Source organism: Lentzea sp. NPDC004789 (assembly GCF_053601075.1).
The window spans coordinates 100,678-114,011 of record NZ_JBSGBE010000009.1 but is presented as its reverse complement, the minus strand read 5'-3'; the positions used below and the strand labels follow the sequence as shown (position 1 = coordinate 114,011).

Genomic DNA, 13,334 nt, shown 5'->3' with positions numbered 1-13,334 from the left:
AGCGGTGTTTCAGGCGACCCGGAGGTCTTCCATCGCGTCGCGGTCCCAGTCGATGCCGAGACCTGGCGTGTCCGGGGCGAGCGCGTGTCCGTTGTGGACGGTCAGCTCGCCCTTGGTGATCGCGCGCAGCTGCGGGATGTGCTCGACGAACTTCCCGTTGGGCAGCGCGGCGGCGAGGCTGACGTGCAGCTCCATCAGGAAGTGCGGGCAGACGTCGGCGTTGAACGCCTCCGCGGTGTGCGCGACCTTGAGGAACGGCGTGATGCCGCCGATCCGTGCCGCGTCGACCTGGACGATCGAGGCGGCACCGCGTTCGAGGTACTCGCGGAACTGGGCCACCGAGTACAGCGACTCCCCCACCGCGATCGGGATGGTGGTGGCCCTGGCGAGCCGTTCGTGCCCGCTCACGTCGTCGGCGGGCAGCGGTTCTTCCAGCCAGGCGAGGTTGACGTGCCGGAACGCGTCCGCGCGCCGGATCGCCTCCGCGCCGGTCAGGGACTGGTTGGCGTCGACCATGAGCGCGAACCGCTCGCCGGCGGCCTCCCGGACGGCTTCGAGACGTTCGACGTCCTCGGTGAGATCGGGCTTGCCGACCTTCATCTTGATGCCCTGCCAGCCCTGCTGCGCGGTGTTCTTGGCACCCGCGACGAGCTCCTCGGTGGACAGGTGCAGCCAGCCGCCCTCGGTGTCGTACAGCGGCACCTCCTGCCGGAAGCCGCCCGCCATGCGCCACAACGGTTCCCCGGCGCGCAGGCAGCGCAGGTCCCACAGCGCGGTGTCGACGGCCGCGAGCGCGAGCGAGGTGATCGCACCGACCGTCGTGCTCCGCGTGCTCGCGAACAGGTCCTGCCAGAGGTGCTCGATCCGGCGCGTGTCGGCGCCTACGAGGCGGGGCAGCAGGTGAGCGGTCAGCAGGGCGAGCACCGAGCTGCCGCCCGTGCCGATCGTGTAGGCGTAGCCGAGCCCGGTGAGGCCGTCGTCGGTGGTGATCTCGACGAAGACGGTCTCCTGCTTGACGAACTGCTGGACCGCGTCCGTGCGCAGCGTCTCGACGGGCACGTCGACCTGGAACGCCTCGGCACGTTGGACCTTTGCCACGCCAACTCCTCGGATCTCTGATCCTATAGGATATTTGCGGGCATTGAACGCGGGCGTTACGAGGGTGTCAACCGTCGTTTGGAGACGCTCCCACAGGCTTGAGAGCGTTTACAACGAAAACGGAGGACCGGAAAAAGTTCCGGTCCTCCGATGTCTGCAGCTCAGCGGCGTGATGCCTGCTGTTGGTGGCTGTTGGAGTGCGTGTGAAGATGTGAGTGTTTCTGTCCGGTTGTCAGTCAGCCGGTCAGCTGCCCGGCCGCGGTCCTGTCCGCGGTCAGGCTGGTCCGGCTGGTCTCCTGCAGCGCGATCGTGCAGACGACGGTGAGCACGCAGAACGCCGCGAGGATGAACGGGATCGCCCTGGTGCCCGCGCTCGCCTGCACCTGCGCGAACAGCAGCGGTGCGAGACCGGCGCCGAGGCCCGCGAGCTGGTAGCCGAGCGAGGCCCCGGTGTAGCGGCTGCCGGTGTTGAACAGCTCGCTGTACAGCGCGGCGAGCGGGCCGTACATCATCGGGTGGATCAACGCCTGGCCGAGCACCAGCGCGATCACGACGTAGCCGTTGTCCACCAACGGGAACAGCACGAACCCGAACGCGGCCATGACGACGGCGCCGCCGAGCACGACGGGCCGGCGGCCGAGCCGGTCCGACGCCGCCGACCAGCCGAGGATGCCGATCACCGCGAGCGCGGACGAGAGCGTCAGCGCGTTGAGGATCGACTGACGGCTGTTGCCCACCTGCACGCCGTACGCGAGCACGAACGTCGTGAGCGTGGACTGGGCGACGAACGCCGACAGCCCGACACCGACGCCGAGCAGCAACGTGCGCGGGTGGTTGCGCAGCACGTCGACCAGCGGAGCCGAGGTGCGCTTGCGCTCGGCGGCGAACACCGGCGTCTCCTCGACCTTCATCCGCACGAACAGGCCCACGGCGAGCAGCACCAGGCTGAGCAGGAACGGCACCCGCCAGCCCCAGCTGAGGAACGCCTGCTCCCCCACCAGTGCCGCGGTGCCGGTGAGCGCCGCGGTCGACAGGACCATGCCGCACGGTGCGCCGGCGTTGGTGAAGCTCGCCCACAGCCCACGCCTGCTGGTGGCGTGCTCCGCGGACATCAGCACCGCGCCGCCCCACTCGCCGCCGACGGAGATGCCCTGCACGACGCGCAGCAGCACCAGCCCGGCCGGCGCGAGCCAGCCGGCCGCGGCGTAGGTGGGCAGCAGACCGATCAGGAAGCTCGCGACACCCATCAGGCTCATGGTGAGCACGAGCATCTTCTTGCGTCCCAGCAGGTCGCCGAAGTGTCCGAAGAGGACACCGCCGAGCGGCCGGGCGAGATAGCCGGTGGCGAACGTGCCGAAGCTCGCGATCGTCCCGACGAGCGGGTCCAGTGACGAGAAGAAGACCTTGTTGAACACCACCGCGGAGGCGGTGGCGTAGAGCAGGAAGTCGTAGTACTCGATCACGCTGCCGAGGAAGCTCGACGCGACGGCACGGCGTAACTGCGTTGTTGTCGCCATGGCACTCTCATCTCAGGCGTAGTGTCGGTAAACCCCGCGCGCGACGCACGCGGGCTTTTCGGAGCCTTCGATCTCGATGGTGAAGTCGATGACCACCTGCACGCCGTCGCCCGCTACCTCGTCGACGGACGCGACCGTGCCCTTGAGACGGATCTTGGCGCCCACCGGGACGGGAGCCGGGAACCGCACCTTCTCCAGGCCGTAGTTGATGCTCATCCGCACGCCCTCGATCACTAGCAGCTCGCTCATGAGCGGGATGAGCAGCGCCAGCGTGAGGTAGCCGTGCGCGATCGTGCCGCCGAACGGTCCCCCGGCGGCGCGCTCGGGATCGACGTGGATCCACTGGTGGTCGTCCGTCGCGTCGGCGAACAGGTTGACGCGGTTCTGGTCGATCTCCAGCCAGTCGGTGTGGCCCAGGTCCTGCTGTGCCAGGGTTTTCAGCTCTGCGATCCCGTTGACGATCACATGTCCTCCTTCGTGAGCCCGAGCAGACGAGCGGCGTTGTGCTTGAGGATCTTGGGCCGGATCTCTTCGGAGATGTCGAGCTTCGCGAAGTCGGCGAGCCAGCGGTCCGGGGTGATCACCGGGTGGTCCGAGCCGAAGAGGACCTTGTCCTGCAGCAAGGTGTTGGCGTAGCGGACGAGCTGCGGCGGGAAGTACTTCGGCGACCAGCCGGACAGGTCGATGTGGACGAACGGCTTGTGCGTGGCGACCGCGAGCGCCTCGTCCTGCCACGGGAACGACGGGTGCGCCAGCACGATCTTCAGGTGCGGGAAGTCCACCGCCACGTCGTCGACGAGCATCGGGTTGGAGTGCTTGAGCCGGATGCCGCCACCGCCCGGCACCCCGGCACCGATCCCGGTCTGTCCACTGTGGAACAGCGCGGGCACCCCGAGCTCCTCGATGGCCTCGTAGAGCGGGTAGGCCATCCTGTCGTTCGGCGAGAAGTCCTGCAGGCTGGGGTGGAACTTGAAGCCGCGGACCCCGTGCTCCTCCACCAGCCGGCGTGCCTCGCGGACGGCGGCGCGGCCCTTCCACGGGTCGACGCTCGCGAACGGGATCAGCACGTCGGCGTGCTCGGCGCAGGACGCGGCGATCTCCTCGTTGGAGATGCGCGGATGCCCGGTGGCGTGCTCGGCATCGACCGTGAAGATCACCGCGGCCATCTTCCGCTCGCGGTAGATCGCCGCGGTCTCGGCGATCGTCGGCTGCCGGTGTCCGGCCTTGAAGTACTTGGTGGAGGCCTCCATCAGCGCCGGGCTGAGCGCGCCGTGGCCGTCCTTCGAGATCTCGGCGTGCGTGTGCACGTCGATGGCGACCAGGTCGTCGACGTTCACGGCGCCACCGGTGCCGGGATGCCGTAGGTCTCGGGCTGGAACGCGTCCCACCGCTCGGCGATCTCGTCCGCCTTCCAGCCGCCGTCCGCGAACAGGACGTGCTTCTCGGCCGGGTGCGACCACAGGGCGAGCCGGTCGCCACCGATGCCGATCGCCTGTCCGGTCACGCCCTTCGCCTTCTCCGAGGCGAGGTAGACGATCAGCTCGGCGACGTCCTCGACCGTGCCGAGACCCTCGTCGCGGCGCACCCAGGCGGGCAACGGCGTGCCATTCCGTTCCGCTTCCTCGATCAACGGCGCGAACGCGGGGATCGTCCTGGTCATCTCGGTGGCGGCCACCGGGATCACCGCGTTGACGGCGATGTCCGCCTTGGCGAGCTCCAGGGCCCAGGTGCGGGCCATCGCGGCGATGCCCGCCTTCGCGGCGGCGTAGTTGGTCTGACCGAAGTTGCCGCGCTGCCCCGCCGGTGACGAGATGAGCACGAGGCTGCCGCCCGTCCCCTGCTCGCGCATGCGCACGGCCGCCGCGCGGGCGCACGTGAACGTGCCGCGCAGGTGGACGTTGATCACGGCGTCGAAGTCGTCGTCGCTCATCTTCCACAGCACGCGGTCGCGCAGGATGCCGGCGTTGGTGACCAGCACGTCGAGCCGTCCGAACTCCTCGACGGCGGTGGCGACGAGCCGGTCCGCGGTCTCGGTGGGCCCGACCGGCGCGATCACCGCCTTGCCTCCGATGGCGGCAGCGACCTCCTCCGCGACCTCGTCCACGTCGTTGACGACGACCTTGGCCCCGTTGCGCGCCAACGCCTCCGCGTAGGCACGCCCCAGCCCGCGACCGGCGCCCGTGACGATCGCGACCTTTCCCGACAGCTCCATCCGACGAGTCCTCTCCGTTGGGACCCTCAAAGTACGACATATTCGTGACGCTCGTCTAGATTCTGCCCAACATGTATCGTGACAGGGTGACGCCGCAGTCCCTCTTGCTCAACTTCCTCGGCCTGTACGTGCTCGGCCGCGACATCGCCGTGTACTCGGGCAGCGTGATCGACGTCTTCGGCCGCGTGGACGTCTCCGAGGAGGCGGTGCGCTCGACCCTGAGCCGGATGACCAGCCGCGGCCTGCTCGAGAAGCACCGCAGCGGGCGCAAGGTCTACTTCGGACTGACCCAGCGCGCGAACGACGTGCTGCTGGACGGCGAACAGCGCATCTGGCAGCGCGGCGCCGTCAACCGCGACTGGGACGGCACCTGGACCCTGGTGGGCTTCTCACTGCCGGAGGGCCGGCGCGGCGAACGCCACGACCTGCGCACCCAGCTGCAGTGGGCGGGCTTCGGCCCGGTGCAGAACGGCCTGTGGATCGCCCCCGGCACCCGCGACGTCGCGCAGATGGTCACCGAGCTCGACCTGACCGAGAACGTCACGGTGTTCACCGCCCAGCACGCGAAGCCGACGGAGGCCGCCGACCTGGCCACGCGCGCGTTCGACACGGACGCCATCGCCGCCCGCTACCAGGACTTCCTCAAGCGGTGGGGCGGCCGCGCACCGCAGGCCTCACTGCCGGACGACCTCGCCCGCCAGCTCGTGCTGCACGGGGACTGGCTCGACCTGGTGCGTCAGGACCCGCACCTGCCCGCCGAGCTGCTGGCCGCCGACTGGCCGGCGATCGAGGCCGAGCAGCTGTTCCAGACGCTCGCCACGCGGTACCGGAAGTCCGCCGCCCCGCTGGCCGAGGCCGCGGTGGAGTCGATCTCCATCTGAGCGAGCCGGTCAGGCCTCCGCGGCCTGCTTCAACCGCGCCAGCGTCGCCTCGATGTTGGCCTGGTTCGTGACCGCGCGGTCCTTCACCCCGGTCGCCAGCACCGTGATCGGCTTGTACCACCCCGGCCGGCGGTCCCACGTGGACTCGGTGACCCGGCACCCCGACGCGGTCTCCTCGATGTCGTACTGCCAGCGCGACACCGCCATGCCGAACGAACTCACCTCGAACGCGAACCGCTCGACCGAGCAGTCGGTGACCGTGGACGTCGTGGGCCACACCCGCCAGCCGCGCCGGTTCACGCCGCGGAACCGGGCGCCCACGCGCGGGCCGGCCACGCCCAGCCACCGCCCGCCCGAGTACTCCTCGGCGACGCCGCCGAGCCCGCGCAGGTCGCTGACCAGGTCGAACACCCGTTGCGGTGAGGCCGCGACGTCGATGTGCGCGGTGGCGTCAGGGGTCATGCCGCCGAACTTACTACGAGTAGGTTCGACGATCCAGCCATTCCTGGACGGTCTGCGCGGACGGCAGCACGGCACGGGTGGCGGCGGGATCGGCGGCAACGGGATTCGCGTGCACCCCGACCGCCGTGCCCTGACGGACCTCCGGCCCGCCGATCATCGGGTTCTGGACGCTGAACACGCCGTGCGCACCGGCGAAGGCCGATCGCAGCGACTCCGGTGAGTCCAGGTCCGCGCGCACCACCTCGGCGCCGGCCGAGACCAGCCGGGCAGCCGCGGGCGACGAGGGATCACGGGTCAGCGCCCGCACCCGCCAGCCGTCCGCGAGCAGGTGCCGTGCCACCGCACCACCCCTGCCGGCCGGTGGCGCCGGTGACCGCGACGAGACGAGAGTCCACATCCGTGTATCGCCGAACCGCCCGGAGCCGCTACTCAGCCGGTCAGCTCCCGGACGGGCGTGCCGCGGAGGAACGCGTGGACGTCCTCGACGGCCTCCGCGAAGTACGTGCGGTAGTTGGACTCGGTGACGTACCCGAGGTGCGGGGTGGCGAGCACGTTCGGCAACGTCCTGAGCTCGTCGTCGAGCGGCAGCGGTTCGGTCTCGAACACGTCCAGGCCCGCGCCCGCGATCCGGTTGTGCCGCAACACGTTCAGCAGGGCGTCGCGGTCGACGATGGCGGCGCGCGAGGTGTTGACCAGGAACGCGGTGGGCCTGAGGCGGGCCAGTGCGGCGGCGTCCAGCAGGCCGCGGGTGCGGTCGCTCAGCACCAGGTGCACGGACGCGAAGTCGGCCTGTTCGAGCAGCTCGTGCAGCCCGGACGCGAGCCGCACCCCTTCCGGCTCGGTCCGCTCGGCGGTGAGGTTCTGACTCCACGCCACGACGTCCATGCCGAACGCCTGGCCGATCCGCCCGACCGCCCTGCCGAGGTGGCCGAAACCGACCAGGCCGAGCGTGCGGCCGGCGAGGTCGACGCCGACCGTGCTCTGCCACGGGCCGCCGGAGTGGAAGGCCGCGTTCTCCGCCGCGAGGTGCCGCGCGAGCCCGAGGATCAACGCCCAGGTCAGCTCGGTCGGCGGGGTCTTCGCGCTGCCGGTGCCGCAGACCGTGACGCCGTGTTCGCGCGCGGCCGCGAGGTCGATCGAGGCGTTGCGCATGCCGCTGGTGATCAGCAGGCGCAGCTTCGGCAGCCGGGCGAACAGCTCCGCGGTGAACGGCGTGCGCTCGCGCATGATCACGACGCACTCGGCGTCCGCCAGCGCGCCGGCCGGGTCGTCCAGGTGCTCGCGCAGCACGGTCACGTCGAGGCCCGACCAGTCCGCGTTGGCGAGCGCCACACCCTGGTAGTCGTCCAGCACCACACACCTCATGGGCTGATCATGTCAGAGTGGGCGCATGGGGGAATTCCACCTGGCCCAGGCCAACATCACGACCGGCCTCTGGCCGTTCGACCACTGGCGGATGCGCGGGTTCACCCGCCGCGTCGACCCGATCGACGAACTCGCGCGGCAGGAACCCGGTTTCGTGTGGCGGCCGACGTCGGAGGAGATGATCGCCGACCTGAGCCGGCTGGGCCACGACCCGATGCGGGAGGCGTTCAACCTCAGCGTCTGGGAGTCGGTGGAGGCGTTGTGGGAGTTCACCTACGGCGGCATCCACCTGGAGGCGGTGCAGCGCAGCGCCAAGTGGTTCGACCCGGCGACCGCGCTGGACGTGATGTGGTGGGTGCCCGCTGGTCACCGGCCGACGACCGAGGAAGGGCTCGCGAAGCTCGACCTGGTCCGGCGGGAGGGGCCGACGCCGGAGGGCTTCACGTTCCGGAAGCGGTTCACGCCAGAGCACCTCGCACGATGATCTCCAGCAGCGGCCGCGGGTCGATCGCCTCGTCCCGCGCGAACTGCTGCAGGAACAGGCCCTGCACGCACATCCCGATCGCGTCCGAGGCGGCCAGCGGATCACGCACCCCGAGGCTTGCCAGTGCCGGGACCAGCATCGAGGTCATCGTGGCCCGGCCGCGCGACAACGCCTCCCGCACCTGGAGGTTCGTCGCGGCTTCCACCCACAGCACCATGCGCGCCTTGACCGTGACGACGTTCGGCCCGGTCATGAACTCGTAGAGCCGGCACAGCTCGTCGATCAGGTCTTCCGGTGACTCCGGCCGCAACGCCGCCTCGACCGTCGGGACCTCCTGGCGCACCATCCAGTCCATGACCCCGTCCAGCAGGGCCGCCCGGCTGCGGAAGTAGTTCGACGTCGACCCCTTGGGCAGGCCCGCGCGGTCGTCCACCCGCGCGTGCGTCAGGCCGCGCAGCCCTTCGGTGCCGAGCAGGTCGACGGCGGCGGCGAGGGCGCGTTCCCGGTTCGCAGTCACCTGCTCACTATAAACGTAGTGACGAGACACTACGAACGTAGTACTGTCGGTCCATGACAGCGACAATCGCCCTGGCCGCGTGGGTGCTCAACAGCGTGATCGGACTGGTGCTGCTGGCGCGTGTGCTCAGAGCGCGAAGACAGGTGCCACGCCTGGCCTACTACCACCTGGCCACCGCACTGACCGGGCTCGGCATCTGGATCGGCTTCGTCACCACGGGTTCGGCGGTGCTGGCGTGGACCGGCTTCGCGGTGCTCACCCTGCACAACACGTTCGGCGACATGCTGATGGTGAGGGGCTGGCGCCGGCGCAATCCCGACGCCAGGGGAATCGCCTACTTCCAGGCGGTGAAGTACCTGCTGAAGAGGCCGTTGCCACTGGCGCACGCGTGGATCGCGCCAGTGGCCTGGTTCCCGGCCCTCGCCGCCGCGGTGATCAGCAGTTAGGACGCGTGGGCTTGCCGGCGAAGCGGTCGCCCAGCCAGTTCAGCGCGTTCGAACCCCACGCGCTGATCGCGGCGATGTGCCCCAGCAGCGGCAACGCGGTCCACTGCACGTCCGCACCGAGCCCGCACCACTGCGAGCGCAGCTTCTGCCCGACGCTGAACGGGATCAGCTCGTCGACCGTGCCGTGGTAGAGGTACACGGGCGCGGCGGGCCTGACCGAACCGAGCGAGTTCTCCACCAACCTGTTCTGCCACACCGGGTCCTGCATGACGTCCGGCCTCGTGGTCAGCGAGTTGATCCGCGTGAACGGTGCCACCAGGGCGATCTCGGCGACGCAGGAGTCGCGGATCTGGTCGACGACCTGCCGGCCGCGGTCGTTGAGGACCTCCGCCAGCGGCAGTTCGGGGTAGGCCGCGGCGTATCCCGCCGCCGCCGCGAACACCAGTCCCGACCCGGCGTTGCCGTCGTTGAACTTCGCGACCGCGTTCAGGTCGGCCGGCACCCCGCCGGCCGCGACGCCGACGACGTTCAGCGAAGGCGCGTACGACTTCCACTGCTCGGCGGCGGACGACGCCGCCTGACCGCCCTGCGAGTAACCGAAGACGCCGACCGGCGCGGCCGCGGACAGGCCGGGGATGTTGCTCGCCGCACGTGCCACGTCCAGCAGCGCGCGGCCTTCCGAGCGGGCCACCGCGTAGGTGTGATCCCCTGGCGTGCCAAGGCCTTCGTAGTCGGTGACGGCGACGGCCCAGCCGTTGAACATGGCCTGCGCGAGGAAGGCGATCTCGGGTTCGCTGCCGTTCTGCAGCTGCTGCGACGGCGCGCAGCGGTCGGCCATGCCCTGCGTGCCCATCGCGTAGGCGACGATCGGGCGCGGGCCGTTGGTCCACGGCAGCGGAGAGACCAGGACCATGCCGGACACGACGTTGCCCGTACCGGTCGCGGACGTCGAGCGGTAGCGGATCTCGTAGGCCTTCACCGGAGCGGGCAACAACCTCAACGGCTCCGGGTGCCAGGCCACCTCCTGACTGCTGACCAGATCGCCCGGTGCGGCCGCCGCAGCGGGTGTGACCAGGGCTGATAACAGGAGAACGGCGGCGAGCACGGCGCGGAGCTGCATCGTTGGACCCCTTTGTGGTAACCGGCGTTACCGCAATCTAGGGCCGAACGTCGCAACGGGGCAATAGGCTGTTCGGCTTTATGGATTCACCGCGAGGAAGAGGAACGCGGCCAGCAGCACCAGGTGCACGCCGCCCTGCAGCCTCGTCGCCCGGCCCGGCACGACCGTCAGCACGCTGACCAGGACCGTCAACAGCAACAGGGTCATCTGCATCGGGCCGAGACCGAGCAGCAGCGGGCCGTCCAGCCAGACCGTGGCTAGCGCGATGGTCGGGATGGTCAGGCCGATGCTCGCGATCGCCGAGCCGTAGCCGAGGTTGAGGCTGGTCTGGATCCGGTCGCGCAACGCGGCCCTGGCAGCGGCGATCGTCTCGGGCAGCAGCACCAGCAGGGCGATCACGACGCCGACGAACGACTGCGGGAACCCAGCGGCCCGCACGCCGGCCTCGATCGCGGGCGACTCGATCTTGGCGAGGCCGACCACCGCGACCAGGGCGACGAGCAGGAGGCCGAGCGACGCGAGCGCGGCCCTGCCCGACGGCGCCTCGGCGTGCTCCTCGCTCTCGATCACGCCGTTCTCGGTGACGGGCAGGAAGAAGTCGCGGTGCCGGACGGTCTGGGTGAAGACGAACATCGCGTACAGGGCCAGGGAGGCGAGGGCGGCGAACGCGAGCTGCGGGCCGGAGAACTCGGGGCCGGGCGTGGTCGTGGTGAACGTCGGCAGCACCAGCGTGAGGGTGGCGAGCGTGATCACGGTGGCCAGCGCGCCGCCGCTGCCCTCGGCGTTGAAGAGGGTCGTGCCGTGCTTGAGGGCGCCGAGCAGCAACGCGATGCCGACGATGCCGTTCGTGGTGATCATGACCGCGGCGAAGACCGTGTCGCGGGCGAGCGACGAGGCCTCCGGGCCGCCGGAGACCATCAGCGTGACGATCAGGGCCACCTCGATGATCGTGACCGCGACCGCGAGGACCAGCGATCCGAACGGCTCCCCCACCCGCAGCGCCACGACTTCGGCGTGGTGCACGGCCGCCAGCACGGTGGCCGCGAGCACGACGGCGACCAGGGCGACGAGCACGGGTGCGAGGTCGCGCCCCCAGGCCAGGGCGAGCAGGAGCACGCCGAGCACGGGGGCGATGGTCGTCCAGGACAGCAGGGGGAAGCGCGAGGAGGCGGCCATGATCACACCCTCGCACGCGGGCCGTCCTGGCCGCCATTCGGAGCAACACCCATTTCTGCCCGATAAAATGTGCAGCGGAGCGCCCCTGCCGCGCCCCGCTGCACATTAATGGCCGGTGCCGTGAACTTTAAAAGTCGAACACAGCACCGGTGTGCGCCAGCATGACGCACGAGTTCGGGTAGGTGTGCACCTCGTTGACGGGCGCACCTCGCCAGAAGCCGAACACCGACACCTCGACCGGCGCGTAGATGAACGTGCAGGCGCGGTTGTCGGACCGCATGGCCCCCAGGTCCGCCCCGGTGGCCGCCAACTGCGCGCAGGCGAGGGCCCTGCGCGGGTGGAGGTCACCTCGTTCGCAGGTCAGGACGGTGGCCTTGACGGCGTTGCCCTCGACGTCCGAGTACCGGACGGTGAGCACCAGCGCGGTCGCGGGGCGTGCGGCCGGGGCGGCCTGCGCGGTGCCGGCGAGGGCGAAAAGCGACATGAACACAGCAACGATCGCAAAGATGCGGCCGAACATGAAAAACGGTCCTCCTGAGACCTCACAAAAACAGGCCGGTTCTCGGCCGACGCAGATGTTGCCACCACGTTTCACCGATGCAAAAGGGGCCAGCACTCGTTCACCGATCACATTTGGCCGTTGCGCCGAAAGCGTGATTGGGCCGAACGGCTGTGTCGCACGACACGTTCACCGTGACACAGCTGCCGACCGACTGTTACGGGTTGCTGACAGAACCACCGCGCGCCGACGTATTATTCAAATCATGTCCAAGACCTCCAGACGCGTCGTGTTCGGCGTGCTGCTGATCGTCACACTCGTGGTTTCCGCCGGCGGCGCGCTGGGTTACCTGGGCAGATTGACGCTCGTGTTCGACCGGCATCCGGGAAAGGCCCTCGCGATTCTGGAGGAGGTGCCGGGACCGCCGGACGGACCGAAGTGCGCGATCGACGCCCGCTACCTCGACGAGGCGCCCGACGGCCTGCGCCCTGAGGTGCTTCAGGCGTGGAAGTCGTTGCGCGCCAAGGCTTCCAGCCAGGGCGTCCAGCTCTGCCTGAACGACGGCAAGCGCAGCCGCCAGCAGCAGCGGAAGGAGTTCGACGACGCCGTGCAGAAGTTCGGCACCGAAGAACTCGCCTCGCGCTATGTGCTGAACCCGCCGGACCGCTCGATGCACGTTCACGGATATGCGGTCGACATCCAGCCGATCGAATCGGCGCAATGGGTCGAGAAAAACGGCAGCACCCTCGGCTGGTGCCGCCGTTACGAAAACGAGCAGTGGCATTTCGAGTACAACGCCGCCTACTCCACCCAGGGCTGCCCCGCGCTGGAGAGAAGCGCGACCGGCAGCTGAAGGTCCAGACGTCCGGGGTGCGGCCGAGGTTGCGCCGACGTAATCTGACAACCTTGATTACCGGATTGGAGCCCTCCGGTGCCTCGTGCCTACGGCGGTGTGTCGCCAGAGCAGCGCAGAGCCGAGCGGCGCGCTCGGTTGCTCCAGGCCGGCCTGGAGCTCTTCACCAGCACGGGCTTCGCCGCCACCAAGATCACCGAGCTGTGCACGGAGGCCGGTGTCTCCACGCGGAACTTCTACGAGGAGTTCGGTTCCAAGGAGGACCTGCTCCGCGAGCTGCACGACCTGATCAACGCCACCGCGTTCGCCCAAGTGCGCACGGCGCTCATCGAGCTGGAGACCGCCGAGGTGTCCGTCCGGATCGCGACGCTGCTGGAAGTGTTCGTGCGCACCGTGACCGCGGATCCCCGTGCGCCGCGCCTCAACTACGTGGAGGCCGTCGGGGTGAACGCGGAGATCGAGCGGCAGCACGTCCGGTGGGTGACCACGTGGGCGGAGTTCATCGAGTCCGAAGCCCTGCGGGCGGCGGCCGCCGGAGTGGCGCCGCAACGGTCGTACCGGCTGACCGCGATCGCGTTGGTGGGGGCGGTCACCGGGCTGCTGCGGGAGTGGCAGGCGCACGAACCGCCGCTGGCGGTGGACGAGATCGCGACGGAGATCCGCGAACTCATGTTGGCGGCGATCACCCGGCCGTAACGTGAAGC

The 13,334-nt window shown here is 69.6% G+C and carries 17 protein-coding genes and 1 pseudogene; 5 read left to right on the top strand and 13 right to left on the bottom strand.

The genetic code is table 11. The features are described from left to right. Positions 1–9: 9 nt before the first annotated feature. The 5 genes from ACWEIJ_RS21875 to ACWEIJ_RS21855 form a co-directional block, all read right to left on the bottom strand. Positions 10–1,098, bottom strand: coding sequence for a mandelate racemase/muconate lactonizing enzyme family protein (locus tag ACWEIJ_RS21875; RefSeq protein ID WP_449839039.1), 1,089 nt, complete (start codon positions 1,096–1,098; stop codon positions 10–12). Positions 1,099–1,334: 236 nt separating this feature from the next. Beyond that, positions 1,335–2,615 carry an MFS transporter gene (locus tag ACWEIJ_RS21870; protein ID WP_449839038.1) on the bottom strand — a complete coding sequence of 427 codons (1,281 nt, stop codon included), beginning with the start codon at positions 2,613–2,615 and terminating at the stop codon, positions 1,335–1,337. 12 nt (positions 2,616–2,627) lie between these two features. Then, on the bottom strand, positions 2,628–3,080 hold the full coding sequence (locus ACWEIJ_RS21865) for a MaoC family dehydratase (protein WP_449839037.1): 453 nt from the start codon (positions 3,078–3,080) through the stop codon (positions 2,628–2,630). Then, entirely contained in the window at positions 3,077–3,952 is an 876-nt protein-coding gene (locus ACWEIJ_RS21860; RefSeq protein WP_449839036.1) for an amidohydrolase family protein, read from the bottom strand. The genes ACWEIJ_RS21865 and ACWEIJ_RS21860 overlap by 4 nt, the downstream gene beginning before the upstream one ends. After that, on the bottom strand, positions 3,949–4,827 hold the full coding sequence (locus tag ACWEIJ_RS21855) for an SDR family NAD(P)-dependent oxidoreductase (RefSeq protein WP_449839035.1): 879 nt from the start codon (positions 4,825–4,827) through the stop codon (positions 3,949–3,951). Before ACWEIJ_RS21855 ends, ACWEIJ_RS21860 begins: the two co-directional genes overlap by 4 nt. Before the next feature lie 86 nt (positions 4,828–4,913). On the opposite strand from ACWEIJ_RS21855, the gene ACWEIJ_RS21850 reads away from it, so the two are divergent. Beyond that, entirely contained in the window at positions 4,914–5,708 is a 795-nt protein-coding gene (locus tag ACWEIJ_RS21850) for a PaaX family transcriptional regulator (protein ID WP_449839034.1), read from the top strand. 9 nt (positions 5,709–5,717) lie between these two features. On the opposite strand, the gene ACWEIJ_RS21845 is transcribed toward ACWEIJ_RS21850, so the two are convergent. The 3 genes from ACWEIJ_RS21845 to ACWEIJ_RS21835 form a co-directional block, all read right to left on the bottom strand. Next, positions 5,718–6,170, bottom strand: coding sequence for an SRPBCC family protein (locus ACWEIJ_RS21845; RefSeq protein WP_449839033.1), 453 nt, complete (start codon positions 6,168–6,170; stop codon positions 5,718–5,720). Between the two features lie 13 nt (positions 6,171–6,183). Beyond that, complete coding sequence (locus ACWEIJ_RS21840; protein ID WP_449839032.1) at positions 6,184–6,510, bottom strand: NmrA family NAD(P)-binding protein; 327 nt, start codon at positions 6,508–6,510, stop codon at positions 6,184–6,186. 89 nt (positions 6,511–6,599) lie between these two features. Next, the gene (locus ACWEIJ_RS21835) at positions 6,600–7,535 is read right to left on the bottom strand and encodes a D-2-hydroxyacid dehydrogenase family protein (RefSeq protein ID WP_449839031.1); all 936 of its coding nucleotides are present in this window, start codon (positions 7,533–7,535) and stop codon (positions 6,600–6,602) included. A gap of 25 nt (positions 7,536–7,560) precedes the next feature. Here ACWEIJ_RS21835 and ACWEIJ_RS21830 point away from each other — a divergent pair, with 25 nt between their 5' ends. Further along, a complete protein-coding gene (locus ACWEIJ_RS21830; RefSeq protein ID WP_449839030.1) occupies positions 7,561–8,019 on the top strand; it encodes a DUF3291 domain-containing protein in 459 nt (152 codons plus the stop codon). On the opposite strand, the gene ACWEIJ_RS21825 is transcribed toward ACWEIJ_RS21830, so the two are convergent. Together ACWEIJ_RS21825 and ACWEIJ_RS21820 are read right to left on the bottom strand one after the other, a co-directional pair. Beyond that, entirely contained in the window at positions 7,994–8,365 is a 372-nt protein-coding gene (locus ACWEIJ_RS21825) for a hypothetical protein (RefSeq protein ID WP_449839230.1), read from the bottom strand. The genes ACWEIJ_RS21830 and ACWEIJ_RS21825 overlap by 26 nt on opposite strands. Before the next feature lie 27 nt (positions 8,366–8,392). Beyond that, a pseudogene (locus ACWEIJ_RS21820) lies at positions 8,393–8,500 on the bottom strand (TetR/AcrR family transcriptional regulator); the annotation flags it as partial. A gap of 89 nt (positions 8,501–8,589) precedes the next feature. Here ACWEIJ_RS21820 and ACWEIJ_RS21815 point away from each other — a divergent pair. Beyond that, a complete protein-coding gene (locus ACWEIJ_RS21815; RefSeq protein WP_449839029.1) occupies positions 8,590–8,982 on the top strand; it encodes a hypothetical protein in 393 nt (130 codons plus the stop codon). On the opposite strand, the gene ACWEIJ_RS21810 is transcribed toward ACWEIJ_RS21815, so the two are convergent. The 3 genes from ACWEIJ_RS21810 to ACWEIJ_RS21800 all read right to left on the bottom strand — a co-directional run bounded on the left by ACWEIJ_RS21810 (position 8,972) and on the right by ACWEIJ_RS21800 (position 11,762). Then, positions 8,972–10,102: a lipase family protein gene (locus ACWEIJ_RS21810; RefSeq protein ID WP_449839028.1), complete on the bottom strand. Its 1,131-nt coding sequence runs from the start codon at positions 10,100–10,102 to the stop codon at positions 8,972–8,974. The two genes, ACWEIJ_RS21815 and ACWEIJ_RS21810, sit on opposite strands and share 11 nt — an antisense overlap. A 78-nt stretch (positions 10,103–10,180) precedes the next feature. Then, on the bottom strand, positions 10,181–11,278 hold the full coding sequence (locus tag ACWEIJ_RS21805) for a calcium:proton antiporter (RefSeq protein WP_449839027.1): 1,098 nt from the start codon (positions 11,276–11,278) through the stop codon (positions 10,181–10,183). Positions 11,279–11,405: 127 nt separating this feature from the next. After that, positions 11,406–11,762 (bottom strand): SSI family serine proteinase inhibitor, encoded by a 357-nt coding sequence (locus tag ACWEIJ_RS21800; protein WP_449839026.1) that lies wholly within the window; start codon positions 11,760–11,762, stop codon positions 11,406–11,408. A gap of 280 nt (positions 11,763–12,042) precedes the next feature. Here ACWEIJ_RS21800 and ACWEIJ_RS21795 point away from each other — a divergent pair, with 280 nt between their 5' ends. After that, entirely contained in the window at positions 12,043–12,630 is a 588-nt protein-coding gene (locus ACWEIJ_RS21795) for a D-alanyl-D-alanine carboxypeptidase family protein (RefSeq protein ID WP_449839025.1), read from the top strand. Between the two features lie 78 nt (positions 12,631–12,708). Then, positions 12,709–13,326: a TetR/AcrR family transcriptional regulator gene (locus tag ACWEIJ_RS21790; RefSeq protein ID WP_449839024.1), complete on the top strand. Its 618-nt coding sequence runs from the start codon at positions 12,709–12,711 to the stop codon at positions 13,324–13,326. Positions 13,327–13,334: the final 8 nt, after the last annotated feature.